20 protein-coding genes are annotated in these 26,130 nt (G+C 64.9%); 11 read left to right on the plus strand and 9 right to left on the minus strand.

Annotated features, from left to right (window positions below; all coding sequences use genetic code 11):
- Nucleotides 1–40: 40 nt before the first annotated feature.
- From AWB79_RS23035 to AWB79_RS23050, 4 genes are all read left to right on the plus strand, one after another.
- Nucleotides 41–6,034 (plus strand): Ig-like domain-containing alpha-2-macroglobulin family protein, encoded by a 5,994-nt coding sequence (locus tag AWB79_RS23035; protein WP_061169749.1) that lies wholly within the window; start codon nt 41–43, stop codon nt 6,032–6,034.
- Nucleotides 6,035–6,038: 4 nt separating this feature from the next.
- Nucleotides 6,039–8,258 carry a penicillin-binding protein 1C gene (gene pbpC / locus AWB79_RS23040; RefSeq protein ID WP_061169750.1) on the plus strand — a complete coding sequence of 740 codons (2,220 nt, stop codon included), beginning with the start codon at nt 6,039–6,041 and terminating at the stop codon, nt 8,256–8,258.
- 277 nt (nt 8,259–8,535) lie between these two features.
- Nucleotides 8,536–9,114, plus strand: a complete 579-nt coding sequence (locus AWB79_RS23045) for a ComEA family DNA-binding protein (protein WP_061169751.1) — start codon at nt 8,536–8,538, stop codon at nt 9,112–9,114.
- Nucleotides 9,115–9,164: 50 nt separating this feature from the next.
- The gene (locus AWB79_RS23050; protein ID WP_374728560.1) at nt 9,165–9,725 is read left to right on the plus strand and encodes a YidB family protein; all 561 of its coding nucleotides are present in this window, start codon (nt 9,165–9,167) and stop codon (nt 9,723–9,725) included.
- 255 nt (nt 9,726–9,980) lie between these two features.
- On the opposite strand, the gene clpB is transcribed toward AWB79_RS23050, so the two are convergent.
- Both clpB and AWB79_RS23060 read right to left on the minus strand, forming a co-directional pair.
- A complete protein-coding gene (gene clpB, locus AWB79_RS23055; RefSeq protein WP_061169753.1) occupies nt 9,981–12,578 on the minus strand; it encodes an ATP-dependent chaperone ClpB in 2,598 nt (865 codons plus the stop codon).
- A 171-nt stretch (nt 12,579–12,749) separates the two neighbouring features.
- A complete protein-coding gene (locus AWB79_RS23060) occupies nt 12,750–13,241 on the minus strand; it encodes an Rrf2 family transcriptional regulator (RefSeq protein ID WP_061169837.1) in 492 nt (163 codons plus the stop codon).
- Between the two features lie 339 nt (nt 13,242–13,580).
- Here AWB79_RS23060 and AWB79_RS23065 point away from each other — a divergent pair, with 339 nt between their 5' ends.
- Nucleotides 13,581–14,126, plus strand: a complete 546-nt coding sequence (locus tag AWB79_RS23065; protein ID WP_061169838.1) for a group III truncated hemoglobin — start codon at nt 13,581–13,583, stop codon at nt 14,124–14,126.
- A 6-nt stretch (nt 14,127–14,132) separates the two neighbouring features.
- Here the strand turns inward: AWB79_RS23065 and moaE are convergent, their stop codons facing one another.
- The 3 genes from moaE to AWB79_RS23080 are packed head-to-tail and all read right to left on the minus strand — an operon-like array spanning nt 14,133 to nt 16,127.
- A complete protein-coding gene (moaE, locus tag AWB79_RS23070; protein WP_061169754.1) occupies nt 14,133–14,606 on the minus strand; it encodes a molybdopterin synthase catalytic subunit MoaE in 474 nt (157 codons plus the stop codon).
- 3 nt (nt 14,607–14,609) lie between these two features.
- Nucleotides 14,610–14,867, minus strand: coding sequence for a molybdopterin converting factor subunit 1 (moaD, locus tag AWB79_RS23075; protein WP_061169755.1), 258 nt, complete (start codon nt 14,865–14,867; stop codon nt 14,610–14,612).
- Nucleotides 14,868–14,882: 15 nt separating this feature from the next.
- Entirely contained in the window at nt 14,883–16,127 is a 1,245-nt protein-coding gene (locus AWB79_RS23080; protein ID WP_096031594.1) for a molybdopterin molybdotransferase MoeA, read from the minus strand.
- 242 nt (nt 16,128–16,369) lie between these two features.
- Between AWB79_RS23080 and AWB79_RS23085 the strand changes: the two genes are divergently transcribed.
- The 6 genes from AWB79_RS23085 to AWB79_RS23110 all read left to right on the plus strand — a co-directional run bounded on the left by AWB79_RS23085 (nt 16,370) and on the right by AWB79_RS23110 (nt 21,522).
- Nucleotides 16,370–16,915, plus strand: coding sequence for an NUDIX hydrolase (locus AWB79_RS23085; RefSeq protein ID WP_061169757.1), 546 nt, complete (start codon nt 16,370–16,372; stop codon nt 16,913–16,915).
- A 55-nt stretch (nt 16,916–16,970) separates the two neighbouring features.
- Complete coding sequence (gene aat / locus AWB79_RS23090) at nt 16,971–17,702, plus strand: leucyl/phenylalanyl-tRNA--protein transferase (protein ID WP_061169758.1); 732 nt, start codon at nt 16,971–16,973, stop codon at nt 17,700–17,702.
- Nucleotides 17,703–17,837: 135 nt separating this feature from the next.
- On the plus strand, nt 17,838–18,665 hold the full coding sequence (locus AWB79_RS23095; protein WP_061169839.1) for an arginyltransferase: 828 nt from the start codon (nt 17,838–17,840) through the stop codon (nt 18,663–18,665).
- Between the two features lie 119 nt (nt 18,666–18,784).
- On the plus strand, nt 18,785–19,807 hold the full coding sequence (locus AWB79_RS23100; RefSeq protein WP_061169759.1) for a quinone-dependent dihydroorotate dehydrogenase: 1,023 nt from the start codon (nt 18,785–18,787) through the stop codon (nt 19,805–19,807).
- 119 nt (nt 19,808–19,926) lie between these two features.
- Entirely contained in the window at nt 19,927–20,727 is an 801-nt protein-coding gene (locus AWB79_RS23105) for a cystine ABC transporter substrate-binding protein (RefSeq protein ID WP_061169841.1), read from the plus strand.
- A gap of 135 nt (nt 20,728–20,862) precedes the next feature.
- Nucleotides 20,863–21,522 (plus strand): amino acid ABC transporter permease, encoded by a 660-nt coding sequence (locus tag AWB79_RS23110; RefSeq protein ID WP_061169840.1) that lies wholly within the window; start codon nt 20,863–20,865, stop codon nt 21,520–21,522.
- 44 nt (nt 21,523–21,566) lie between these two features.
- On the opposite strand, the gene AWB79_RS23115 is transcribed toward AWB79_RS23110, so the two are convergent.
- From AWB79_RS23115 to AWB79_RS23130, 4 genes are all read right to left on the minus strand, one after another.
- Complete coding sequence (locus tag AWB79_RS23115) at nt 21,567–22,595, minus strand: Gfo/Idh/MocA family protein (RefSeq protein ID WP_082862448.1); 1,029 nt, start codon at nt 22,593–22,595, stop codon at nt 21,567–21,569.
- 118 nt (nt 22,596–22,713) lie between these two features.
- Entirely contained in the window at nt 22,714–23,469 is a 756-nt protein-coding gene (locus AWB79_RS23120) for a FadR/GntR family transcriptional regulator (protein WP_061169761.1), read from the minus strand.
- A gap of 488 nt (nt 23,470–23,957) precedes the next feature.
- Nucleotides 23,958–25,115 (minus strand): glycosyltransferase, encoded by a 1,158-nt coding sequence (locus AWB79_RS23125; RefSeq protein WP_061169842.1) that lies wholly within the window; start codon nt 25,113–25,115, stop codon nt 23,958–23,960.
- Between the two features lie 256 nt (nt 25,116–25,371).
- The gene (locus AWB79_RS23130) at nt 25,372–25,908 is read right to left on the minus strand and encodes a GNAT family N-acetyltransferase (RefSeq protein ID WP_061169762.1); all 537 of its coding nucleotides are present in this window, start codon (nt 25,906–25,908) and stop codon (nt 25,372–25,374) included.
- Between the last annotated feature and the right edge of the window lie 222 nt (nt 25,909–26,130).

Raw genomic sequence — 26,130 nt, forward strand, 5'->3', positions numbered from 1 at the left:
CCAGTAGAATTTCGCGTCGAGGAAAACTCGGAGCGAGTGAATGAGCCGCATAACAACGTCACAAAAAAACTGGTTTCTGGCCGCAACCGCGCTGATCGCCGCGCTTGGAATGAGCGTCGCGATTCATCGGGCTGATGCCGCGCGCATCGTGAGCGTGTCGCCGCAGGGCAAAGTCGCGCAAGTCCGGCAAGTCGTCGCCAAATTCGACGAGCCGATGATCGCCTTCGGCAACGCCGCCGCGCCGGCGCCCGGCAAGCTCGCCTGTAGCGGCGCGAGCGCTTCGGCCACATCCGGCTCGGGCCGCTGGATCGATGCCAGGACCTGGGCCTTCGACTTCGAACACGATCTTCCGCCGGGCGTGCGTTGCGCGCTCGATCTTTCCGATAGTCTCAAATCGGTCGCGGGCAATGCGCTCGCCGGCCCGCGACAGTTCGCGTTCCAGACGGGTGGTCCGTTCGTCACGCGCGTCATGCCGGGTTATGGCGATATCGAAGAGACTCAGGTCTTCGTGCTGCGCCTGAATGGACCGGCGACGCAGGCTTCCGTGCTTCAACATGTGTGGTGCGAATCGGCCGCGCTCGGCAACCGCATTCCGGTGCGCACCGTTGACGACGCCACGCGCGCCACGCTGCTCAAACACTTCCGGCTGGAAAAGGAAGGCGATCGCGTGCTGACGCTCGCGTGCCAGCAGACCCTGCCTTCCGCGACCAAGATGCAGCTCGTCTACGGCACGGGTGTGAGCGGGCCTGGCGGCATCGCCAACGATGTCGAAAAGCGCTTCGACTTCAACGTGCGCGAGCCCTTCGCCGCGAGTTTTTCGTGCGAGCGCGAGAACGCGAAAGCGCCGTGCACGCCCTTGCGTCCGCTGCGGCTGAACTTCAGCGCGCCGATCAGCCGCGCCGATGCGCAGAAGTTCGTCCTGCGCGGGCCCAAAGGCACGGCCTCGCCTCATTTCGAAGACAGCGACAGGGACGCGGAAATCAGCGCCGTCGAATTCGCCGCGCCCTTGCCCGAGCGTGCCGATCTCACCATCGAGGCCCCCGCGAATCTGAAAGACGTGAGCGGGCGCGCGCTCGCCAACGCCGATCTCTTCCCGCTGAAAACCGCCACCGCGCCGATGCCGCCGCTCGCGAAGTTCTCGTCGGGCACGTTCGGCATCATCGAACGATTCGCGGAACCGGACATGCCCGCGATGCTGCCTGTCACGCTGCGCCATGTCGAAGCGGACCTGCACGTGCAGGGGCTGACTTCCGGCACCTCGCAAATCACGAAACTCAGGCTCGACGCCGACACCGACATCCGCCAATGGATGCGCGCCGTCGATCAGTTCGACGGCATCTCAATGTCGCGCTCGACGATCGAAGAACGCATGCCGCGGATGCTAAAGAGCGGCATCAAGCCAGTCATCATCCCGAACAGCGACGGCACGGTGTCGAAGGACCCGCAGATCGACATCCGTTCGTTGTCGATGCTCGCGCAACAGAAAGGCGTCGAAACCCTGACGCTGCCCGCCGCCGATCCGAAAGCGTTGCGTCCGTTCGAAGTCGTTGGCATTCCGCTCACGAAGCCCGGCTTCTATGTCGTCGAACTGAGCTCGCCGGCGCTCGGCGCGTCGCTGCTCGGCAAGAATCAGGCAATGTACGTACGCACGTCGGTGCTGGTCACCAATCTCGGCGTGCATTTCAAGCAGGGACGCGAGAACAGCCTCGTGTGGGTCACGACGCTCGACAAGGGCAAGCCCGTCGCCCAGGCAGACGTCCGCGTGACCGACTGCAACGGCGACGAAATCGCCACCGCGAAAACGGATGCGCAGGGCATCGCGAAAATCGGCAAACCGCTCGCGGCAGTGGGCGAATGCAACGACAAGAGTCTCGCGTGGAGCGGCTTTTTCGTGTCGGCGCGCGTGAACGATCCCGTCACCGGGCCGGACATGGCGTTCGTGACATCGGACTGGAATCGCGGCATCGAATCGTGGCGCTTCAACGTGCCGACCGACATGAGCGCGGCGCGCACCACGCGCGCGCATACCGTGTTCGATCGCACGCTGTTGCGCGCGGGTGAAACGGTGTCGATGAAGCATCTGCTGCGCGTCGAAACGCTGACCGGGTTCGCGTTTGCATCGAACTATCCGAGCCGCGTGACGATCCGGCACGTCGGCAGCGGACAGACCTGGCATCTGCCTCTCAAATGGGCGGCGGACCATAGCGCCGACTCGACCTTCACCGTGCCCGTCGCGGCGAAGCTCGGCGAATACAGCGTGGCGCTCGACAACGGCGCCGCCGCGTCGAACAACCACGACGACAACGACGATAACGACAACGCCGTCACGCAGTCGTATGAATCGGGCAGCTTCCGCGTCGAGGAATTCCGGCTGCCGGTGTTCAAAGGCTCGATCACGGCCGGCGATGCGAAATCGGCCGCGCATTCGACAGGACTCGTCGCCGCGCAGGAAGCGCCGGTTTCCGTGCAACTCGAATACGTGCAGGGCGGACCGGCGTCGAATCTGCCGGTGCAGGTATCCGCGCTGGTGCGCGATGTCGCGCCGCCCTTCGCTTCGCGATACGAGGCGTTCAGCTTCGCGCCGTATCGCAAGCCCGCGAACGATGGCGCCAGCGCGCCCGCCGAGGACGAAGACAGCGAGCAGCAGGACAACGCGACGACGAAACTCGTCGCCGACAAGCTGCGCGTGACGCTCGATCGCGACGGCTCCGGCAAGCTCACGATCAAGCCGCTGCCCGCCGTCGAAGCGCCGAAACGTCTCGCGCTCGAAGCGAGCTTCGCCGATCCGAACGGCGAAGTTCAGACGATCAGCGGCGGCACGATTTTGTGGCCCGCGTCGGTGGCCGTCGGCGTGAAGGCGGGACACTGGGTGTCGGTCGGCGGCGCGCTGCCGGTGCAGGCGCTCGCGCTCGATCTGCAAGGCAAGCCGCGCGCGGGCGTTTCAGTCGAGATCAAGGCCGTCGCGCGCGCGATGTCGAGTTCACGCAAGCGTATGGTCGGCGGCTTCTATGCCTACGACAACCACACCGAAATCAAGGATCTCGGCACGCTCTGCAGCGGAAAGAGCGACGATCACGGCATCGTCTCCTGCGAGGCGACACTGAAGGAGCCCGGCAATGTCGATCTGATCGCGATCGCGAAGGACGGCGACGGCCACGCCGCCAACGCGAGCACGTCTGTCTGGGTCACGCGCGCGGATGAACTGTGGTTCGGCGGCGAGAATACGGACCGCATCGACGTGTTGCCGGAAAAGACCAGCTACGAGCCGGGCGAAACCGCCCGCTTTCAGGTGCGCATGCCGTTCCGTTCGGCGACTGCGCTCGTCGCGGTCGAGCGCGAGGGCATCGTCGAGACGCGGGTCGTCGAGCTGAACGGCCGTGACCCGACCGTCGAACTGAAGGTCGAGGAATCGTGGGGGCCGAACGTGTACGTGTCGGTGCTCGCGCTGCGCGGACGCATCCGCGAAGTTCCGTGGTATTCGTTCTTCACGTGGGGATGGAAGGCGCCGGTCGAATGGGCGCAGGCGTTCTGGTACGAAGGCCGTCAATATCAGGCGCCGACGCCGCTGGTCGATCTGAGCAAGCCCGCGTTCCGTTACGGGCTCGCGTCGATCAGGGTCGGCACGGCGTCGCACAAGCTCGCGGTCAGCGTGAATCCGGATGCGAAGTCGTACACGGTGCGCGGCCGCGCGCACGTCAAGGTGAAAGTCGCGCTGCCCGATGGCAAGCCCGCGCCCGCAGGCACGCAGATCGCCGTCGCCGCAATCGATGAAGCGCTGCTCGAACTGATGCCCAACCGAAGCTGGGACGTACTCGACGCGATGCTTCAGCAGCGCGCATACGGCGTCGAGACGGCGACCGCGCAGATGGAGATCATCGGGCGGCGTCACTTCGGACGCAAGGCCGTGCCCGCGGGCGGCGGCGGCGGGCACAGCGCGACGCGCGAACTGTTCGACACGCTGCTTCTGTGGAACCCGCGCGTCCCGCTCGATGCGCAAGGCGAAGCCACCGTCGACGTACCGCTGAACGACGCGCTCACGCGCTTTCGGATCGTCGCCGTCGCGGCGGTCGGCGCGGGGCAATTCGGCACGGGTAGCGCATCGATTCAAAGCACGCAGGACCTTCAACTGATCTCGGGATTGCCGCCGCTCGTGCGCGTAGGTGACGCGTTTCGCGCGCAATTCACGCTGCGCAACACGACCGCGCGGACCATGCGCGTCGTCGTCACACCGCGCGCGGGCGTGCTCGCGCTCGATGCGCGCACGGTGGAGCTCGCGCCGGAATCGTCGCAGGAAGTGGCGTGGAACGTGACGACGCCGGATGTGCTCGGAACGAACGCTTCCGCGAGTCTGGAGTGGAATGTGACGGCATCCGAACAAGCCGGACCGAAAGCGAGCGACGCCGTCAGGCTCACGCAAAAAGTCGTTGCGGCGATTCCGGTGAACGTGCAGCAGGCGACCATCGCGCAAATCGATGGGACGTACACGCTGCCCGTCGCACCGCCCGCCGATGCGAGCAAGTCCAGCGATGGCAACGTGCGCGGCGGCATCGCGGTGTCCTTGCAACCAAAGCTCGCGGACGGTCTGCCCGGCGTGCGCCGCTGGTTCGAGCGTTATCCGTACAGCTGTCTGGAGCAACAAACCTCGCGCGCGCTCGGCCTGATGGACGCCGCCCAATGGCAGGCCGTGCTCGCGAAAATGCCGTCCTATCTCGACCGCGACGGCCTCGCGAACTACTTTCCGCCCGCCGACGACGAGCGCCCGACCGGCAGCCCCGCCCTCACCGCCTATCTGCTCGCCGTGACCGATGAAGCCGCGAAGCAGGACCGCCGCTTCGCGCTGCCCGACGATCTGCGCAACCAGATGGCGGCGGGTCTCGCGAACTTCATCGACGGCAAGATCGAGCGCAAGTTCTGGGCGCCGCGCAACGATCTCGACTATGAGAAGCTCGCGGCGATCGAAGCCTTGTCGCGCTTCGGTCTCGCGCAGCCGCGCATGCTCGGCTCGATCACACTCGCGCCGGATCAGTGGCCGACATCCGCCGTGCTCGATTACTACGCGATCCTGTCGCGCGTCGATGGCATTCCGAATCGCGATGAAAGGCGCGCGCAGGTCGAGCAGATCATTCGCGCGCGGCTCACGTATCAGGGCACGCGCCTCAACTTCTCGACCGAACGCGACGACGATCTCTGGTGGCTCATGACCGGCACGGAAACCAACGCCGCGCGCACCGCGCTGATCTTCGCTGACGCGCCCGGCTGGAAGGAGGAGATGCCGCGCCTGGTCGCGGGCCTGCTCGCGTTGCAGAAGAACGGCGCGTGGCAAACGACGACGGCGAACCTGTGGGGCGCGCTCGCGGTCGGCCGCTTCTCGCGACTGTTCGAGAGCACGCCGGTGACGGGCCATACGTCGATTCAACTGGGGACGACCGCGAACGAGGTCGACTGGCGCGCGACCCCTGCGCCGAAGAGCGACAACACGCACAGCGTGATGCTGCCGTGGTCCAGCGGCTCGCTGACGCTGACGCAGGCCGGCACGGGCAAACCCTGGGCGACGATAGAAAGCCTCGCGGCGGTCGCGCTGAAGGCGCCGTTCGCGGCGGGCTATCGCATCGCGAAGACCGTCACGCCGGTCGATCCGGCGGTGAACGGTGTGCTTTCGCGCGGCGACATCGTGCGCGTGCATCTGGACATCGACGCGCAAAGCGATATGACCTGGGTCGTCGTGAACGATCCGGTTCCCGCTGGCGCGACGATACTCGGCTCCGGCCTCGGCCGCGATTCCGCAGCGGCGACGCAAGGCGAGAAGCGGGATCGCGACGCGTGGCCGGCGTTCGTCGAGCGCGGCTTCGATGGCTATCGCGCGTATTACGCCTATCTGCCGAAGGGCAAGCTGCAAGTCGAATACACGATGCGCGTGAACAATCCCGGCACTTTCGGCCTGCCGCCGACGCGCGTCGAAGCGCTCTACGCGCCCTCGACATTCGGCGCGCTGCCGAATGCGCCGGTAGTCGTCAAACCGCTCGCCGCGAAGTGATCCGATGAAACGCGCCGCCTGCCTCGTCATCGCCTGCTTCGCGTGCCTTTTTTCGGCGGCGGCGCACGCCTCGCCGTCGTTCGACGACGTGCGCGCGAAGTGGCGCAGCTCCGACTGGGTGCTGCTCGACCGCGACGGCGAACCCGTCGCGCGCACGCGTGTCGATAAAAGCGCGCGGCGTGGCGACTGGATCGCACTCGCGGACGTGTCGCCGGCGCTGCGCGAGGCGATCGTCGTCTCCGAGGACAAGCGCTTCTATGAGCACGCGGGCGTCGACTGGCGCGGCGCGGCGGCGGCGGCCTGGGGCAATCTGTGGAACACGCGCACGCGCGGCGCATCGACGGTGACGATGCAGCTCACCGGTCTCATCGATGCCAACGGCAAGCCGGCCGGACGCCGCTCCGTCGGCGAAAAGGCCGAACAGACGATCGGCGCGCTGTGGCTCGAACGAAGCTGGCGCAAGGATCAGGTTCTCGAGGCGTATCTCAACCTCGTGCCGTTTCGCGGCGAGATCGTCGGCTTGTCGGCGCTGTCGCAGACGCTTTTCAACAAGGCGCCTTCCGGTCTCGACGAACGCGAAGCCGCGCTCGCCGCCGCGCTGGTGCGCGCGCCGAACGCGCCGTATCGACAAGTCGCGTCACGCGCGTGCGTGATCCTGCGCGACATGCGGACGTTGCACGGAACACGCGATGACGATCCGTGCATCAATCTCGACAGCTACGTCCAGCTCACCCTCACGCGCACCGCTTCAGCGCCCGCCTTTGCACAGGGCGACGACGCGCTCGCGCCGCATTTCGCGCGCCGCATCGCGGGCGTCGCGCACCCGGCGGCGGGCGCGCGCGTGCGCTCCACGCTCGATGCGCGGCTGCAGCGCTTCGCCCGCGACACGCTCGCGCGCACGCTCGCCGAACTCAACGCACGCGCTCATCCGCGCAACGTGCACGACGCCGCGGCGATCGTCATCGATAACCGCACGGGCGACGTGCTCGCGTGGGTCGGCTCGGCGGGCGGGCTGTCGAACGCGCCGGAAGTCGATGCCGTGCTCGCCGCGCGTCAGGCGGGCTCGACGCTCAAGCCCTTCCTCTACGCGCAGGCCATCGACGAAAAGCGCGTCACCGCCGCCACCCTGCTCGACGACGCGCCGCTCGACCTCGCCACCGGCGGCGGCCTGTATATCCCGCAGAATTACGATCACGACTTCAAGGGCTGGGTGAGCGTGCGCACGGCGCTGGGCTCGTCGCTGAACGTGCCGGCGGTGCGCGCGCTGGTAATGGTCACGCCGCACCGATTCGCGAAGACGCTCGTCGCGCTCGGCCTGCCGTTGACTCAGGCGGGCGATTACTACGGCTTCAGCCTCGCGCTCGGCAGCGCCGATGTCACGCTGGCGACCCTCGCCAATGCGTATCGAACGCTCGCGAACGGCGGCGTCGCGCGGCCGGTTTTCGATCTCGCGGAACACCGCGCGGCGCCCGCCGGCACCCGCGTGTTCAGTGCCGAAGCGAGCTTCATCATCACCGACATCCTCGCCGACAACAACGCGCGCACGCGCACCTTCGGCTTCGACTCCGTACTCGCGACGCGCAGCTTCAGCGCGGTGAAGACGGGCACCAGCAAGGACATGCGCGACAATTGGGCGGTCGGTTTCACGTCGCGATACACCGTTGGCGTGTGGGTCGGCAACGCGGACGGCGCGCCGATGTGGGACGTCTCGGGCGTGACCGGCGCGGCCCCGGCGTGGAACGCCATCGTCAACTATCTGAACCGGCGCGCGGATAGCCGCGCACCTCAGGCGCCGGCGGGCGTCGTCAACACGCGCGTCACGTATCAGGACGACATTGAGCCTGAGCGCGGCGAGTGGTTCGTGCGTGGCACGCAAATGAGCGAGATCGGCCTCGCGGCGAATGCGTCGCGGAGCGCGCGCGATTCACACGCCGACGCACGCGCCGCCCGCATCGGCGCGCCCACGGACGGCACCATTTTCGCGCTCGATCCGGACATTCCACCTGCACGTCAGCGCGTCTGGTTCGAGCGCGCGGACAGCGACGCGCGCCTCGCGTGGCGGCTCGACGGCAAAACCTACGGCCGCGATGCCCGCATTGCATGGCTGCCGTGGCCGGGGCGCCACGTGCTGGAACTCGTGGACGCACATGGCGCAATCGTCGATAAAGTCGGCTTCGAAGTGCGCGGCGCGTATGCCAAAACTGCCGCGCGGCCTGCGAAATGATCTGCCGAAACCATGACGAAACTTTGCAGCGCGAAGCGTTGCGCGGTATTGGTATGTCCGAAGACGACGGCGCAAACACGCAACGTCATCCGCCGAACGTTTCGCAACGTTAAAGAGTGTGCGCAAGTGCGGCGTGCGCGGCGGGAACGTGCACAATGCGGCGTCTTCGTTCGGGACGGCTTTTTGCCCTATGCTTAACGGCATCGTCCGGATTGACTCCGGTTTGCGCGGCCCGAACTCTTCGAATCGTTGTTTCTCTCAAGCCTGGAGTGACGTCATGCTGAAAAAGCTGCTGATGTTGTGCTTAGCGTTGATGCTGTCGATCGGTTCGGCCTTCGCCGCCGTCGATGTCAATACGGCCGATCAGGCCGCGCTCGAATCGGTGAAGGGCCTCGGGCCGGTGAAGTCGAAGGCGATCATCGACGAGCGCGCCAAGAATGGCCCGTTCAAGGACGCCGACGATCTCGCCACCCGCGTCAAGGGCCTGGGCACCAAGTCGGTGGCCAATCTGGAGCAGAACGGCCTGACCGTCGGCGGTTCGTCGTTGCCGCCGACCGGCAAGTCCGCGAAGCCCACGACCTCGGCGGGCGGCAGCGCCGCATCGAACTCGACGGTCAAATCCTCGACGGCGGCCACCGCCGCGACCTCGCCCGCGGCCACGACGGCGCAGACGCCGGCCGCGACGCCTGGCGCGCCGGCATCTGGCGCGAAGGCATCGAAGAAGTCGAAGAAGGACAGCGCTGCCTCGGCCACGACGAGCGCATCGAGCCCCGCCGCTGCCAGCGATGCGAAGCCCGCCAAGTCGAAGCGCAGCAAAAAAGACAAGGCCGCCAGCGCCGCGGCCGCAAGTCAGTAATTTCTCGGGGAACCTTGTCGAAGGAAACTTGCCTTCGCGTATGACCTTCGTTGTACGGCCGTTCGGCCGATGCCTGCGCCGCCCTGCCCGAAGCTGCTCCGGAGCGGCGGCGCCAGGCGAACCCACCCCGCAACCCTCGTAGTGAGACTGCCATGAGCCTACTCGATATCCTCGCCTCCACCCTCGGCAATTCATCGCAACAAGGCGGCCAGCCCGCCCAGTCGGGCCAGGCCGCGCTGATCGCGGCGGCGCTCCAGTTCGTCAACAGCCAGCCGGGCGGCATCATGGGCCTGCTCCAGCGTTTCCAGCAGCACGGCGCGGGCGATATCGTCCAGTCGTGGATCGGCAATGGCGAGAACAAACCCATCAGCCCGGACACGCTCACGAACGTGCTCGGCCAGGACAATGTCGGCGCACTCGCGCAAAAGGCCGGCGTCTCGGGCGATCAGCTTTCGGGGATGCTGGCGGCGGTTCTGCCGCATATCATCGATCGCGCAACGCCGAACGGCCAAGTGCCGCCCGAAGGTCAGCTCGATCTGACCGGTGTGCTCGGTTCGCTCGGCGGACTCGCCGGACTGTTCGGCAAGAGTGAGGAGCCGAAGCAGGGCTGAGTTTCCGCTCCGCTTCATGAAAAACCCCGCAGGCTTAGCGCCGTGCGGGGTTTTTTGTTTTCAGGGGCGCGCGAGCCGCCGTTTCGTCAGTCTCTATCGCCGACAAAAACTGCTCGTTCGGAAGGATTTTTTTGGTCATTGCCTGGATGCGCGAGATGAAACCCCTGCAATCGCACGGATTTCAACGAAGATAAAAAAGGGCAGCGGATTCCCGCTGCCCTGCTCCCGCGCCTTCTTCGAGAAAGCGCTTTCGCCTCAATGCACCACCCGATCGAACACGAACTTCCCGTCGCGCAGATCGACCGGAATGACGTCCTTCGGCCCGAAGCGCCCGGCAAGGATCAGCTTGGCGACCGGATTCTCGATCTCCTGCTGAATCGCTCGCTTCAGCGGCCGTGCGCCGAACAGCGGATCGTAGCCGACCTTGCCGATCTGCTCGAGCGCCGCGTCCGATACCTCGAGCTGCATGTCGAGCTTCCCGAGACGCTCCTGCAAGCGCAGCAGCTGAATCTTCGCGATCGACTCGATATTCGTGCGGTCGAGCGCATGGAACACCACGACGTCGTCGATACGGTTCAGGAATTCCGGCCGGAAGTGCAGCTTCACTTCTTCCCACACGGCGTCCTTCACCTTCTCCTGCGGCTCGCCCACCATGCCCTGAATCACTTGCGAACCGAGATTCGAGGTCATCACGATCACCGTGTTCTTGAAGTCGACAGTGCGGCCCTGTCCATCGGTCATGCGGCCGTCGTCGAGCACTTGCAGCAGCACGTTGAACACGTCAGGATGCGCCTTCTCGATTTCATCGAGCAAGATCACGCTGTACGGCTTGCGACGCACGGCTTCAGTCAGATAGCCGCCTTCTTCATAGCCGACGTATCCCGGCGGCGCGCCGATCAGCCGCGCGACGCTGTGCTTCTCCATGAACTCGCTCATGTCGATGCGGATCAGATGATCTTCCGAATCGAACAGGAACGCCGCGAGCGCCTTGCACAGTTCCGTCTTGCCGACGCCCGTCGGTCCCAGGAACAGGAACGAACCATAAGGCCGGTTCGGGTCCGACAGACCCGCGCGCGAACGGCGAATCGCGTCCGCCACCGCGCCGATCGCCTCGTCCTGGCCGATCACGCGCTCGTGCAGCTTCGCTTCGATCTGCAGCAGCTTTTCACGCTCGCCCTGCATCATGCGCGCCACGGGAATGCCGGTCGAACGCGACACCACTTCCGCGATTTCCTCCGCGCCGACTTGCGTGCGCAGAAGACGCGGACGCGTCGGGTTGTTCTGTTCCTGCGACTCCGCCTGCGTCACCTGCTTGAGACGCGCTTCGAGTTCCGGCAGCTTGCCGTATTGCAACTCGGCGACCTTCTCGAGCTTGCCTTCGCGTTGCAGACGCGTGATGTCCGCGCGCACCTTCTCAATTTCTTCCTTCAGTTGCGCGCTGCCCTGCACCGCCGCTTTTTCGGCAGTCCAGATTTCCTCGAGATCGGAATACTCGCGGTTCAGGCGATCGATTTCTTCCTCGATCAGTTGCAGCCGCTTCTGCGAGGCCTCGTCCTTCTCCTTCTTCACGGCTTCGCGCTCGATCTTCAACTGGATCAGACGGCGATCCAGCTTGTCCATCTCTTCGGGCTTCGAATCGATTTCCATCTTGATGCGCGACGCGGCTTCGTCGATCAGATCGATGGCCTTGTCCGGCAGGAAGCGATCCGTGATGTAGCGATGCGACAGTTCCGCCGCCGCGACGATCGCCGGATCGGTGATCTCGACGCCGTGGTGCAGCTCGTACTTCTCCTGCAAGCCGCGCAGGATCGCGATGGTCGCCTCGACCGACGGTTCATCGACGAGCACTTTCTGGAAACGCCGCTCCAGCGCCGCATCCTTTTCGATGTACTTGCGATATTCGTCCAGCGTGGTCGCACCGATGCAATGCAGCTCGCCGCGCGAGAGCGCGGGCTTCAGCATGTTGCCCGCGTCCATCGCGCCTTCGGCCTTGCCCGCGCCGACCATCGTGTGGATTTCGTCGATGAAGACAATGGTCTGCCCTTCGTCCTTCGCGATATCGTTGAGCACGGATTTGAGGCGCTCTTCGAACTCGCCGCGATACTTCGCGCCCGCCAGCAGCGCCGCCATGTCGAGCGACAGCACGCGCTTGCCCTTGAGCGTCTCCGGCACTTCGCCGTTGACGATACGCTGCGCGAGTCCCTCGACGATCGCCGTCTTGCCCACGCCCGGCTCGCCGATCAGCACCGGATTGTTCTTGGTGCGGCGCTGCAGGATCTGGATCGAGCGGCGAATTTCGTCGTCGCGTCCGATCACCGGATCGAGCTTGCCGGCGCGGGCGCGCTCGGTCAGATCCACCGTGTACTTCTTGAGCGCTTCGCGCTGGCTTTCGGCATCCTGGCTATCGACCTGCGCGCCGCCGCGCACAGCGTTGATCGCGGCTTCGAGCGCCTTGCGCGTCAGGCCGTGCTGCTTGGCGATGCGGCCCGCTTCGCCGCGATCGTCGGCCACGGCGATCAGGAACATCTCACTTGCGATGTAGGTATCGTTGAGCTTTTGCGCTTCCTTGTCGGCGTTGTTCAGGAGGCCGGCGAGGTCGCGGCTCACCTGGACGTTGCCGTCAGTGCCCTGCACCTGCGGCAGGCGCGCGATGGCGTCGTTCAGCGAACTCTGCAGCGCCTGAACCTGCACGCCCGCATGCGACAGCAGCGAGCGCGCGGAACCGTCCTGCTGCGCAAGCAGCGCCGCGAGCAGGTGCACCGGTTCGATGTACTGGTTGTCATGGCCGACCGCCAGGCTTTGCGCGTCGGAGAGCGCTTCCTGAAACTTGGTAGTGAGTTTGTCGATTCTCATTTTTTGACTGCTCCAATTCTGAATACGTCGAAAATGAGGTGCATATCGCCGGTTTCAAGCATGTTTTGCCCGATTCCGACGATTTTTGTTTCTCGACAGGAGACCGCGCCGCGTCCGGGCGCACAGGAGAGACCGCCGCGTGCGGATTTCGTTCTGCGCGGCGGCCGGCCCTCAGCTTGCGGCGCCGCTCGGAACCAGCGCGAAGGCCGGCGCGGCGACGATCGGCACGATGCCGAGCATGCGCGCCAGTTCGCTCGCAGGCCGCGCGAGATCGTCGACCGTGTGTTTGTCGAGCTCGGCCAGGAAGGCATCGCGCGCGGCGGCGAACACGCCCTTCAGGCGGCAATGGGGCTCGATCACGCAGCCGCGATGATCGGTGCCGTCCGAAAAACAGCCGACCACGGCGAAGTCGCTTTCTGTCTTGCGCACGATATCGCCGATCGTGAGCGTCTTCGAGCGCTCGGCGAGGCGCAGTCCGCCATTGCGTCCGCGCACGGTTTCGACCCAGCCGAGTTCGCCGAGCTGCTGGACGATTTTCATCAGATGGTTCTTCGAGATGCCGTATGCGTCCGAGATTTCCTGAATCGTCGACAGACCGGATGGCCGAATGGATAGGTAAAGCAGTACCCGCAGCGAATAATCGGTGTAATCGGTAAGTCGCATGATTTCGCGCGAAGAAGGTTTAATGGCTTGAGCGGGGCGGAAGTCCGGCGAGAGGCGCGACGGAACGCGCATTGCGCCGAATGTTTCGCATTGGTGACAATGGACTTCAAATCCGGCTGACCCTGCGGGATTCGGCGGTGTCCAGTACATTCAGCGAGTTCGACCGGAACATATGGCTTACGGACGAACGTGCATGCGATTCGGACTAGTTAGAACGCGCAAAATCAAGTTTTCTGCACTTGGCTGTTCCGCACGAACTCGCAGTTGCGACATTTTGCGTCATATTGATATTGTTCGTCAGCAAATAATCAGACTTTCACGCCCTTCGTTTCGCAAATGATGACAAACATCCAGCACCCCGCCGCCGATACGCCGCGCGAGCGAGAACCCGACGAAGCCAATATTCGCGCGCTGGTCGAAGCGTTCTATGGCCGCGTCGATGAAGACCCGCTGCTCGGTCCGATCTTCTCCCGTGCGCTCACCGGCCGCTGGGACGAGCATCTCGCCAAGATGACCACGTTCTGGTCGAGCCTCGTGCTCGGCACGAAGAACTATCGGGGGAACGTGCAGGAGGCGCATCGGCCTGTAGACGAAATCGAACCGCGCCACTTCGCGCGTTGGCTGTCGCTGTTTCTGAATACCGTCGAAACGCGTTACGAGCCGGCCGCCGCCGTGCAATTCATGGAACCGGCGCTACGCATCGCGCAGAGCCTGCAACTCAGCAAGTTTGGCTGGGACTACCAGATTCCCGTTGAGCAGCAGGAATTGCTTGCGGCGCTGAAGCGCCAGCGCACAGGCGACAATCCCGAGCCGCGCTTTCCCGAACGCCCGGGCGCGGAGCCGTTTCCGGCCAAGTTCGTCGGCAAGCCCGCCGACGAAAAGTAACCGCGGCTACTCCTTCCCGTGCTGCCAGCGCGCGAGCGCCGCGTCGTCGGATTCGCGTGCGTCGACCCAGCGTTCGCCCGCCCCGGTCTTCTCCTTTTTCCAGAATGGCGCCTGCGTTTTGAGGTAGTCCATTACGAAGGCGCACGATTCGAACGCGTCGGCGCGATGCATCGCCGTGGTCGCGACCAGCACGATCTGGTCGAGCGGCTTCAGTTTACCCACGCGATGCACGATCAGCACGTCCGAGCCGCGCCATCGCGCGCGCGCCTGATCGGCGATCGCTTCCAGCGACTTCTCCGTCATGCCGGGATAGTGCTCGAGCTCCATCGTCTCGACGGCGCTGCCTTCGTTCAGATCGCGCACCGTGCCGACGAAGCACGCGACCGCGCCGACTTTCGGATTGTCGGCGCGCAGGGCGGCCACTTCGGCGCTTATGTCGAAGTCGGCTTCCTGGACGCGGATTCTTGATCGCGTATTCATGGCTCAGCCGCCCGTGACCGGCGGAAAGAACGCGACTTCGCAGCCTTCGGTAATGCGCTGCGACGGGTTCGTCATGACGTGATTGCACGCCATGCGCAACGCGCGGCCTTCGGCGAGCGTCTCGGCCCACACGCCGCCGCGCATGCGCAACCACGCGCGCACGTCGCCGACATTGACGACCGTGTCCGGCACGCTGACCGTTTCATTGGCGACGCCGAGCGACTCGCGCACGCTCGCAAAAAATCTCAGTTCGACTTTCATGTCCAGCCTGGTCCTTTACCGCATCAGTTCGGAAAACGGGATAAAACGCACGATCTCACCTTCGCTGATCGCGTGATTCGGGGGATTGTCGATGAGGCCGTCGCCCCACACGGTCGATGTCAGCACGGCCGAGCTCTGATTCGCGAAAAGATCGAGCCCGCCCGACTCGTTCACCCGCGCGCGCAGGAACTCGTTGCGGCGATCGCCTTTTTTCTGGCTGAAGTCGGCGCGCATCGAAAACACGCGCGGCGCGACGTTCTTCACGCCGGACAAGCGCAGCAGAAACGGCCGCACGAACAGCAGAAAGGTGCAGAAGCTCGACACCGGATTGCCCGGCAGGCCGATGAAGAACGCCTCGCCGGTTTCACTGCTTTCGGCGGTATCGGCACCGCGCCGCACCGCGCCAAACGCGAGCGGCTTGCCGGGTTTCATCGCGATCTGCCACATGGAGATGCGCCCTTCCGCCTCCACTGCCGGCTTCACGTGATCCTCCTCGCCGACCGACACGCCGCCGCAGGTGAGAATCAGATCGTGCTCGCGCGCGGCGCGCCGCAAGGTTTCGCGCGTCGCGTCGAGCCGGTCCGGCACGATGCCGAGATCCGACACCGCGCAGCCGAGCTTTTCGAGCAGCGCGCGCAGCGTGAAGCGGTTCGAGTTGTAGATCGCGCCGGGCTCTAGCGGCTCGCCGGGCATACGCAATTCGTCGCCGGTGAAGAAGATCGCGACGCGCACCCGCCGCACGACTTCCAGCCGGGCGCAGCCCACCGATGCCGCGAGCCCGAGCGCCTGCGGCGTCAGGCGCGTGCCGGCCGGCAGGATGACGGAATCGCGCTGAATATCCGCGCCTTGCCGGGTGATCCATTCACCCGCCGTAGGAGCCTGCGCGAAGGAAACTCGCCCGTCATCCGCGACCTGCGCCATTTCCTGCATGACCACCGTATCCGCGCCCGGCGGCACCGTCGCGCCGGTGAAGATGCGCGCCGCCGTGCCCGCCGCGAGCGGCGCGGCCGCGTGGCCCGCCGGGATACGCTGCGACACCGGCAGCGCAACGGGCGCGCCTTCGCTCGCGCCGGCGAGATCGGCGGCGCGCACGGCGTAACCGTCCATCGAGCTGGTGTGCATCGGCGGGACGTCGAGTGGCGAGCTCACATCGGTGGCGAGCACTCGATTGCCCGCATCGAGCGTATCGACGGATTCGCGGCCTTCGACGCCACGCGCGGCGTCGAGAAGACGGGCGAGCGCGTCGGCCGTGGCGAGCATCGGAGGACGTGAGGAAGCGGCTGGCGTGGTCGACATGGAATTTGCTTCGGGCGCGCGAAGCGTCCTGATCGTTAAGAGAGGCACTGCATCCGGTCAACCATTGTAGCGACAAGGACGGCGCGACACCTGCGCCTGAAGGCTTGCCCGCCATGCGACATCGCTGATACCGAAGCGGCGTGGACGCGCGCAAAGCCGTCGCGGCGCGGTGATACACTCGCAGCACACTTCCCACGTCCATTTCCATGAAATTCTGTTCCGTCTGCGGCCACGAGGTCGGCCTCGCCATTCCGCCCGGCGACAACCGCGAACGCTTCGTCTGTGACAACTGCGGCACCGTGCACTATCAGAATCCGCGCAACGTCGTGGGCACCGTGCCCGTGTGGGACGACAAGGTGCTGTTGTGCCGCCGCGCGATCGAACCTCGCTACGGCTACTGGACCTTGCCCGCCGGCTTCATGGAAATGGAAGAAACGACGAGCGAAGGCGCCGCACGCGAGACGCTCGAGGAAGCGGGCGCGCGCGTCGAAATCCAGAGCCTGTTCACGCTGCTCAACGTGCCGCACGTGCATCAGGTGCATCTGTTTTATCTGGCGCGGCTCCTGGATATCGAAGTGGACCCGGGCGAGGAAAGCCTGGAAGTGAAGCTGTTCGACGAAAGCGAGATTCCGTGGGACGAGATCGCTTTCCCGACGGTCGGGCAGACGCTGCGCTTTTTCTTCGCCGACCGCGCCGCGGGCAATTTCACGCTGCACACGGGCGACATCTTCCGCACGCTGCGCGACGGCTGATCGTCTCCACTACGCCACCGCCCCCGACGACACAGCCCGCCGACTTCCCGAGAACATGGTTCCCTGGCTCGCCGACGACGATCCCTTTCCGCCCGTCGAGCGCGCGCTCGGCGCGGCGAGCGGCGCCCCGGGGCTGCTTGCCGCGAGCGCGGATCTGCTGCCCTCGCGCCTCATCGATGCTTACCGGCGCGGCATTTTCCCGTGGTATTCAGATGGTCAGCCCGTGCTGTGGTGGAGCCCAGATCCGCGCATGGTGCTGTTTCCTGCCGAATTCAAGGTGTCGGATTCGTTGCGCAAGACGTTGAAGCGCGTGGTGCGCGATCCCGTCTGGGAAGTCCGCGTGGACGACGATTTCCCCGCCGTGATGCGCGCCTGCGCCGAGACGCCGCGCGACGGCCAGCGCGGCACATGGATCACGACCGATATCGTCGACGCGTACACGACGCTGCACCGCGCGGGCAGCGCTCACAGTATCGAAACGTGGTACGACGGAGTGCGCGTGGGCGGGCTTTACGGCGTGTCGTTCGGGCGCATGTTCTTCGGCGAATCGATGTTCGCGCACCGCACCGATGCATCGAAAATCGCGCTCGCGGCGCTCGTCGGACACTTGCGCCGCAATCAAATTGAGATGATAGACTGCCAGCAGAACACGTCGCATCTGGCGTCGCTGGGCGGCCGCGAGATTGCCCGCCGGGCGTTTGTCGCGCATCTCCGGCGAGCCGCCGCCGAAGCGCCGATCGGCTGGCGTTTCGACAAGACTGTCCTGCTCGAGGTCCTGGCACGCTGAATGCATGAAGCGTAGCGCCCTGAGCGTGACGCCCCAGTGTGATGCCCTGAGCGACCCACGATATGCAGCCGCCTGGCGCGCTTCATGCGCGCACCGGCCGGCAACGACGAGACGACGCCTGCGAGAGCCGCCAACGTGACACACCCGAACGAGCTGCCGCTGTCACCGCTTTCCGCGCTGCAATTCTATGCAACAGCGCCCTATCCGTGCAGTTATCTGGACGGACGCGTCGCACGCTCGCAGGTCGCGACTCCCAGCCATCTGATCAACTCCGACGTCTACACCGAACTCGTCAAGGCCGGTTTCCGGCGCTCGGGCGTGTTCACCTATCGGCCGTATTGCGACGGCTGCCGCGCCTGCGTGCCGGTGCGCGTGCCGGTCGCGCGCTTCGTGCCGAACCGTGCGCAACGCCGTGTGTGGAAGCTGCACGGCAATCTCGTCGCGAGCGTGGCGCCGCTGCATTACGACGAGGAGCATTACGCGCTCTACATGCGCTATCAGTCGGCGCGGCACGCCGGCGGCGGCATGGACCGCGACAGCCGCGACCAGTACGAGCAGTTTCTGCTGCAGAGCCGGATCAACTCGCGTCTGGTCGAATTCCGCGAACCCGCGCATCCAGGCCATCCTGATGAGCCCGGCGAGTTGCGCATGATCAGCATGATCGACATTCTGGGCGACGGGCTTTCTTCGGTGTACACGTTCTTCGAGCCCGACATGCCGAAGACGAGCTACGGCACCTTCAACATCCTGTGGCAGATAGAACAGGCGAAGAGCCTCGATCTGCCGCACGTCTATCTCGGCTACTGGATTCGCGAAAGCGAAAAAATGGCCTATAAGGCCAATTTCCGGCCGCTGGAAGGTCTGATCGACGGACACTGGACGCTGCTCGATCCCGCCAGCACGCAATCCGCCGGCACTTTGCCGATGCCCGGGCGCATCCATACGCCGGGCCAGCCGAAGTAGCCGCCCGAAAGTCGCAAGGGGCGGCGAGCGCTTGCTGCCCGTATACCCCGACAGGCCGCGCCGCCAAAGCCGCTAAAATAGCGGTCTTAAAAAAATTCGCCGTCGCCGGCTTTCATTTCGTGTTCAGTTCCCTCTACCCGCTCGCGCGCTCGCATCTGTTCAAGATGGACGCGGAAGACGCCCATCACCTCACGCTGCGCATGCTGGGCGCGGCCGGCCGCACCGGACTTGCCAGCATGTTCGCCACGCGCGGCCCGGATTCGCCCCGCACCGTCATGGGCATCAGGTTCCCCAATCCGGTCGGCCTCGCGGCGGGCCTCGACAAGGACGGCGCGTGCATCGACGGGCTCGCCGCCCTTGGCTTCGGCTTCATCGAAGTCGGCACCGTCACGCCGCGCGCGCAGCCGGGTAATCCGCGCCCGCGCATTTTCCGGCTGCCGGAAGCGAATGCGCTCATCAACCGGATGGGCTTCAACAATGGCGGCGTCGATCAGTTCGTCGCGAATGTGCAGGCCGCGCGTTATCGCGGCGTGCTCGGGCTCAATATCGGCAAGAACGCGGATACGCCCATCGAGCGCGCCGCCGACGACTATCTGTACTGTCTGGAACGCGTCTATCCGTTCGCGAGCTACGTGACGATCAACATCTCTTCGCCGAACACGAAGAACCTGCGGCAACTGCAAGGCGCGGGCGAACTCGATTCGCTGCTCGGCGCGCTGAAGGACAAGCAGCAACGCCTTTCCGACCTGCACGGCAAGCTCGTGCCGCTCGCGCTCAAGATCGCGCCCGATCTCGACGACGAGCAGATCAAGTCGATCGCGGGCACGCTGCTGGCACACAAGATCGACGGCGTGATTGCCACCAACACCACGCTTTCGCGCACCGCCGTCACCGGCATGAAGCACGGCGACGAAGCCGGCGGCCTGTCGGGTCGCCCGGTGTTCGACGCGTCCAACGAAGTCATCCGCAAGCTGCGCGCCGAGGTTGGCAGCGAAGTGCCTATCATCGGCGTGGGCGGCATCTTTTCCGGCGCGGACGCGCGCGCGAAACTCGCGGCGGGCGCATCGCTCGTGCAGATCTACACCGGGCTGATCTATCGCGGCCCGGCGCTCGTGAAGGAATGCGTCGAAGCCCTCGCGTGAAGAAGTGGCCCGAGGAAATATAGAAATGAGCAAACGGTATGACGCGGCGATTGCAATTTCACTATGATCGCCGCACCTGAATGACGCACTTCATGGCCCACAAAGAGGAGAAAAACACGATGAAACTGTCTACGCTCAAGAAGCTCGTCGCCGCCAGCCTGATCGGCGCGGCATTCACCGCCGCCACCACCGCGGCGCACGCCGAAGACCTGCTCGATCAGGTCAAGCAGCGCGGCACGCTGCGCATCGGTCTGGAAGGCACCTTCCCGCCGTTCAACTCGAAGGCGCCGAACGGCGAACTGGTCGGCTTCGATGTTGATATCGCCAAGGCCGTCGCGGCCAAGCTCGGCGTGAAGCCGGAGTTCGTCACGACCGAATGGAGCGGCATCATCGCGGGTCTGCAGGCGGGCAAGTTCGACGTGATCGTCAACCAGGTCGGCATCACGGACGCGCGCAAGCAGACGCTCGATTTCTCGCCAGCGTACACGTACTCGAACGCGCAACTGATCCAGCGCTCGGAAGACAAGCGCGAGTTCAAGACGCTCGAGGACCTGAAGGGCAAGAAGCTCGGCGTGGGTCTCGGCACGAACTATATGGACATGGCGAAGTCGGTGCCGGGCATCGATGTGAAAACGTATCCGGGCGCGCCCGAATATCTGCGCGATCTCGCCGCGGGCCGTCTCGACGCAGCGCTCAACGACCGCCTGATGCTCGCCTATCTGCTGAAGAACTCGCAGTTGCCGCTGCGCACGGGCGCGAATGTCGGCGCGGGCAATCCGTCGGGCATTCCGTTCAAGAAGGGCAATCCGAAGTTCGCGAAGGCGATCGACGACGCCATGACCCAGCTCGAAGCCGACGGCACCTTCACGAAGATTTCCGACAAGTGGTTCGGCATCGACGTGACCAAGCCGGCGAAGTAAGTCACGGCTTTCAGGCAAGCCAGGGCGGCATCGGTGACGGTGCCGCCCTTCGTTTTTTCCGCTCCGGTTTATGATGTGCGCTTTGCGCGCGCCGATCGCATCGCCGCGCAATGGCTCTTTCAACGCTTCCCCTACATGTCCACGACATCCCTGCTCGTCCAATCGGCGCCCGTGCTGGCGCAAGGCGCGCTACTGACGATCAAGTTCGCGCTCTATTCGATGTTCTTCGGCCTGATCGCGGCCGTCGTGCTCGCATTGATGGGCATCAGCCAGAGTCGCGCGCTCGTCGCCGTCGGGCGCTGCTATGTAAGCATCATGCGCGGCACGCCGCTGCTCGTGCAGATCTTCGTGATCTATTACGGCCTGCCGAGTCTCGGCATCTCGCTCGATCCGACACCCGCCGGCGTGATCGCGCTGTCCGCCAACGTCGCGGCGTATCTTTCCGAAAGCATGCGCGGCGCAATTCTCGGCATTCACGCCGGACAGTGGCTCGCCGCCTACAGCCTGGGTTTGTCGCGCACGCAGACGCTGCGCTACGTGATCGGTCCGCAGGCGCTGCGTATCGCTGTACCGAGTCTGTCGAACAGTCTCATCAGTTTGATCAAGGACACGTCTCTCGTGTCGGTCATCACCGTGACCGAGCTTTTGCGCAGCGCCCAGGAAGTGATCGCGGCGACCTATCAGCCGCTGCCGCTCTATCTCGCGGCTGCATTCGTCTATTGGGTGTTATGCAGCGTGCTGGAATTCGTGCAGCGGATTTTCGAGCGGCGTCTCGCGCTGCCGGGACGTCATTGAGAAACGAAAGCCGCTGAGAAGCGGCTTTTTCGTATCCGTCGGTTTCAGTCGGTCTCGAAGGGAAAACGCAGATTCAGATCGCGCCGCGCGGCGTCGATGATCGCGATCATGCGCATGGATACCGCGTGCGACATGACCGGGCTTTCGATTTCACCCGCGCGCAGCAGTTCGCAAAAGTGCGCGGTTTCGTAATTCAGGCCGCCGCCGCTGAACGGCTCGTCCAGTTCGACCTTGCGACCGTCCGTGTAGGCAATGGTCGCGCGTGCCGGATTCCACCAGCCTTCGTCGATCGTCACCGTGCCGCGCGTGCCGGCGATCAGCGCATCGCCGCGACCTTGCAGGTCGAGCCCACAGAACAGTTGCGCGATGCCGCGCTCGTGACGCACGTTCAGGCTCGCGAACACGTCGACGCCAGTCGCGCCGAGACGGCCGATCGTCTGCACGTCGAGCGCCTCGCCGAGCCAGTCGACCGCGAGAAACGCCTCGTAAATGCCGATGTCGAGCAGCGCGCCGCCGCCCATTTCGAGCGAGAACGAAGGATGATCGGGCGGCACGTTCGACGCCGAGCAGCCCGCGCGCACGAGCCCGATCTCGCCAATCGGATCGCGCACCAGATGTTCGCGCAGCCGCCGGTAGAGCGGATAGAACGGCGGTTTCATCGCTTCCATGAACAGCAGCCTGGCTTCGCGCGCCGCGTCGATCATTTCCTGCAGCGAGCGCGCGTTCACGGCGGCCGGTTTCTCGCAAAGCACGGCGCGCCCGGCCGCGAACGCGCGCAGGGCGTAGTGCGGATGGCTGTCCTGCATCGTTGCGATATAGAGCGCGTCGATGTTCGCGAGCAGTTCGTCGAAATCGGCGAAAGCGCGCGCACCGAATGCGTCGGCGAGCGCCTGCGCCGGGTCCGCGCGGCGCGACCAGACGCCCGCGAGCCGCGCGCCCTCGACATGCTTCAGGCTGTCGGCGAAGCGTCGCGCGATGCGTCCCGCGCCGACGATACCCCAGCGGATCGTCTCTCCGGTGAATTTCGATTCGGCCAAACCTCTCTCCCTGCGCAATATCGTGACGCGAAGCATTGTGCCTCATTGCATCGCGCGCCGATCTTGCGTACTACGATTGCATACTGCAAGAACGACGAAAGCCGGGACACGTCCCGGCTTCCTTGCAGACTTCGAACCAAACAGACGATGCGCGTTACGCCGCGCCCGCCGATGCGTTCACGTTCGGCGCAGCAGGCTGGCTGTTCACGCGTTCGAGCGCGAACGCGCGGCCGACCTCTTCCGCCGCCAGATCGACGAGCGCGCGCGTCGCGGCTTCTGCGGCGGCGGGATCCTTCGACTCGATCGCCTCGACGACGCTCTTCTGCGCGGCGAGCGTCGCCTCGCGCACGGACTCGATGCCGTCCACGATCGGATTCACCGTGACGAGCGCGCCGCGCACGATTGCAGTCATCTGACGAAAGAACTGGTTGCCGCTCGCCGCGACGATGCGCGTGTGCAGCACCTCGTCCGCCGCCTGATATTCGGGCTCGCCCACCTGCAGGCGCGACAGCGCATCGAACGCGTCACGAATGCCGGCGATCTCGTCGGGCGTCGCACGGGCTGCCGCGAGTGCGGCCGCGCGCGGCTCGATCAGCATGCGGAATTCGATTACATCGCGCAGAAACGTCTGATCGGGTTTTGCCCGAAAACGCCAGCTCACCACGTCCTCGTCGATGAGGCGCCAGTCGCTCATCGGACGAATGCGCGTGCCGGTTTTCGGCCGCACGTCGAGCATATGGCGCGCGAGCAGCATCGAAAGCGCCTCGCGCATGACGGTGCGGCTCACGTCGAACTCCTTCGAGAGGATGTCCTGCGGAGGCAATATCGCGCCATATTTTTGCTCGACGATCCCTGAGACGAGTCCGTCCATGACCTTCGCCACCAGCGATCGCTCTTTGTTGTCATCCATCTCGCTTCTCCCCTCTTCGCCTGTTCCGTAGCCGTGTGTATAAGCGCATCGCTTTCGCTTCCCCGGTTTCTGCGAAAGGCACGACGGGTTTCCGAGAGGTCCATTCGTCGTGCTTGATACGTTGCGTCTTCGTTGCGTCGAATGCCAGTGAGGAATTTCCTGACAGGGTAATCCCTCTGAGCCCGACGTCGATATTTCGTTTTCTGTCTTTCTTACCGCTTCACGTGCATCTGCTGCGCTTGCGCCGCGCGCGCGCCGCCATTCGTCAGGGAAACTGAAGAATGGCGGCGTCGCAGCGCGGCGCGAGCGTTCATGTGCGGCCTGCGAATTCAGCGGACCGGTCATGCACCCATTTGAGCAAGCATCTCGTATGCGTTCTGTGCGAACGCGAACGCTCGCTTGCTGGCACAGGCCTTTTGTATGATTCGCTTGTCGGGCCGCAAAGCGCCGCAGCACGCCGCTTCGCGGCGATTTTGCATGTTGTATGCCTAAACCGCGCCATCGGGTGCACGGGAGCGGCGCGCATCGGTTGTAATCTGCCGACGATTCACCGCCGCTCGTTCCGCGAGCGTGTGCTGGTAAATCGCCATGTACTCGGCGGCGACGCGCTCGACCGAGAGTGGCTGCAAATTCTGCCGCGCCCGCTCCGCGAACTGGCCGCGCGCGGGTGCGTCGAGCAGCAGCCAGCGCAGCTTGGCGGCCGCCAGCGCCGGCTCGCCCGGAGGCACAAGCACCCCTGCGGCGCCGTCGTCGAGCATTTCGGGAATGCCGCCCACGCGCGTTGCAACGATCGCGCAGCCGGCCTCGCGCGCCTCCGCGATCACGAGCGGACTCGGGTCCTGCCGCGACAGCAGCGCGAAGACGTCGGCGCCCGCGAAATACGGCCGCGGATCAGCGACAAAGCCAGTGAAATGCACCGACGACGCGATCCCGAGTTCGTCGGCGAGCGCTTCCATCGCGCCGCGATCGGGGCCGTCGCCGACCAGATACAGATTCGGCTCGGGCAGAAACTCGCGCTCCTGCGCGGACTGCTCGCGCACGAGCGCGAACGCCTGCAGCAGATCCGCGATGCCCTTCCTGCGATACATGCCCGCCACGCACACGATGTTCGGATGCGCGAGCGGCACGGGCAAAGGCCGCGCGGCAGGCCGCAACGCGATGCGCGGCGCTCCCAGGCTGCCGTTGAGCACGACCGACATGCGCTCCGGCCTCATGCCCCGCGCTTCCAGCTCCGTCGCGACGCCGCGGCTAACGGCGACCATGTGATCGCCCGCGCGCACCAGCGACGCACTCTTCTGCAACTCGTGATGCACCGTCGTGACCAGCGCGAAGCGTCGCCGCATGCTGCCGAAGCGCGAAATGAGCGCGCCCGTCATCATGTGCGCGTGAACGATGTCGGGATCGAAACGATCGATGAGACGATTGAAGCCCGCGATCATCGCGGGAACGCGCCATGGCTGGCGCGACTGCTGCAGCGGAATGTGCGTGATGCCGTGGCGCCGCAACAGCGGCTCGAATCCGCCGCCGGACGACGCGACCACGACATCCTGACCCATGCGCGCCTGCACGCAGGCGAGATCGACCATCATGTTGACGGTGCCGTTGCCGATCGTCTGCGCGTGGTTCGCCAGATGGACTATTCGCATGAGAGGAGCCGTTTGCACGCGCGCCGGCACGTCGCCCGCGGCGCTGTTCGTTTTTGTTTGTGTCGAGGACCGTTCTGGACGGCGTGCGCCGTCCTGCTCGTTGTTCTTGCCTCGTTGCTTCGGACGGCTCACGCCTTTGAACTACTGTGTGGCGACTGCGTGGTTGCTGCGTGCTTGTTTCGAGTTTTTTTCGAGTACGAGCGCCGGTCTGAGCGCCCGTCGTCCTGCTCACTGCGATGGATGCTTCGGGTGGCGCTTATAGCAACTCGTATGTGCTTGCGTAATCGACGGAACCGGCCACCTGCGCCTTGCTCGTGCTGAGCGTTTCGCGCGTCTGCCGGCTCTTTCTCGTCAGACCGATATACGGCATGCCGTGCTCGAGGAACGGACCTTCGGTCTTTCGAAAGCCGAACCCTTCGTAGAAGCCGCGCAGGCTCACCGGCGCGGTCAGGCGCACGCCGCGGCCGGGCCAGCGCTCGGCGCTCACCGCGAGCACGCGCTCGATCAGTGCGTGCGCGGTGCCATCGCCGCGACGCAGCGGACTCGTCAGGATCTTGTCGACCACCACTTCCGGATCTTCTGCATCGCCTTCGTGAATGCGCGCATAAGCGAGCACCGGCATCGAGCGGCTCATGTCTTCGGCGGCGAAGACATGCGTGCCGGTTTCATCGCGCCCGTCCGGGTCGAGATGCACATGCGACTGCTCGACGACGAACACCGCACTGCGCGCGCGCAAAATCAAATAAAGCTCACGCGCAGTGAGTTGTTCGAAATCCAGGATTTTCCAGTTCATTGATTATCTCCATGCTTTGCCGGTAATAACCGGCGTTTGCGACGATTAAACGTTACCCCCCGACCCGCAAGCATTCGGTGCGCCATCGCACCGACCCAAACCTTGGGCGCCCTTCAAATAGGGCCCACCACACGCAAAAAGGCGTCCCGGGGAAACAAGACGCCAAGCCCGACAACTCACGTTGCGCGGCGGCCCGTCATGCGGGTCGCCGCGTGCGCGCGT

The sequence above is a fragment of the Caballeronia hypogeia genome (genome assembly GCF_001544875.2).
Classification (GTDB): Bacteria; Pseudomonadota; Gammaproteobacteria; order Burkholderiales; family Burkholderiaceae; genus Caballeronia; species Caballeronia hypogeia.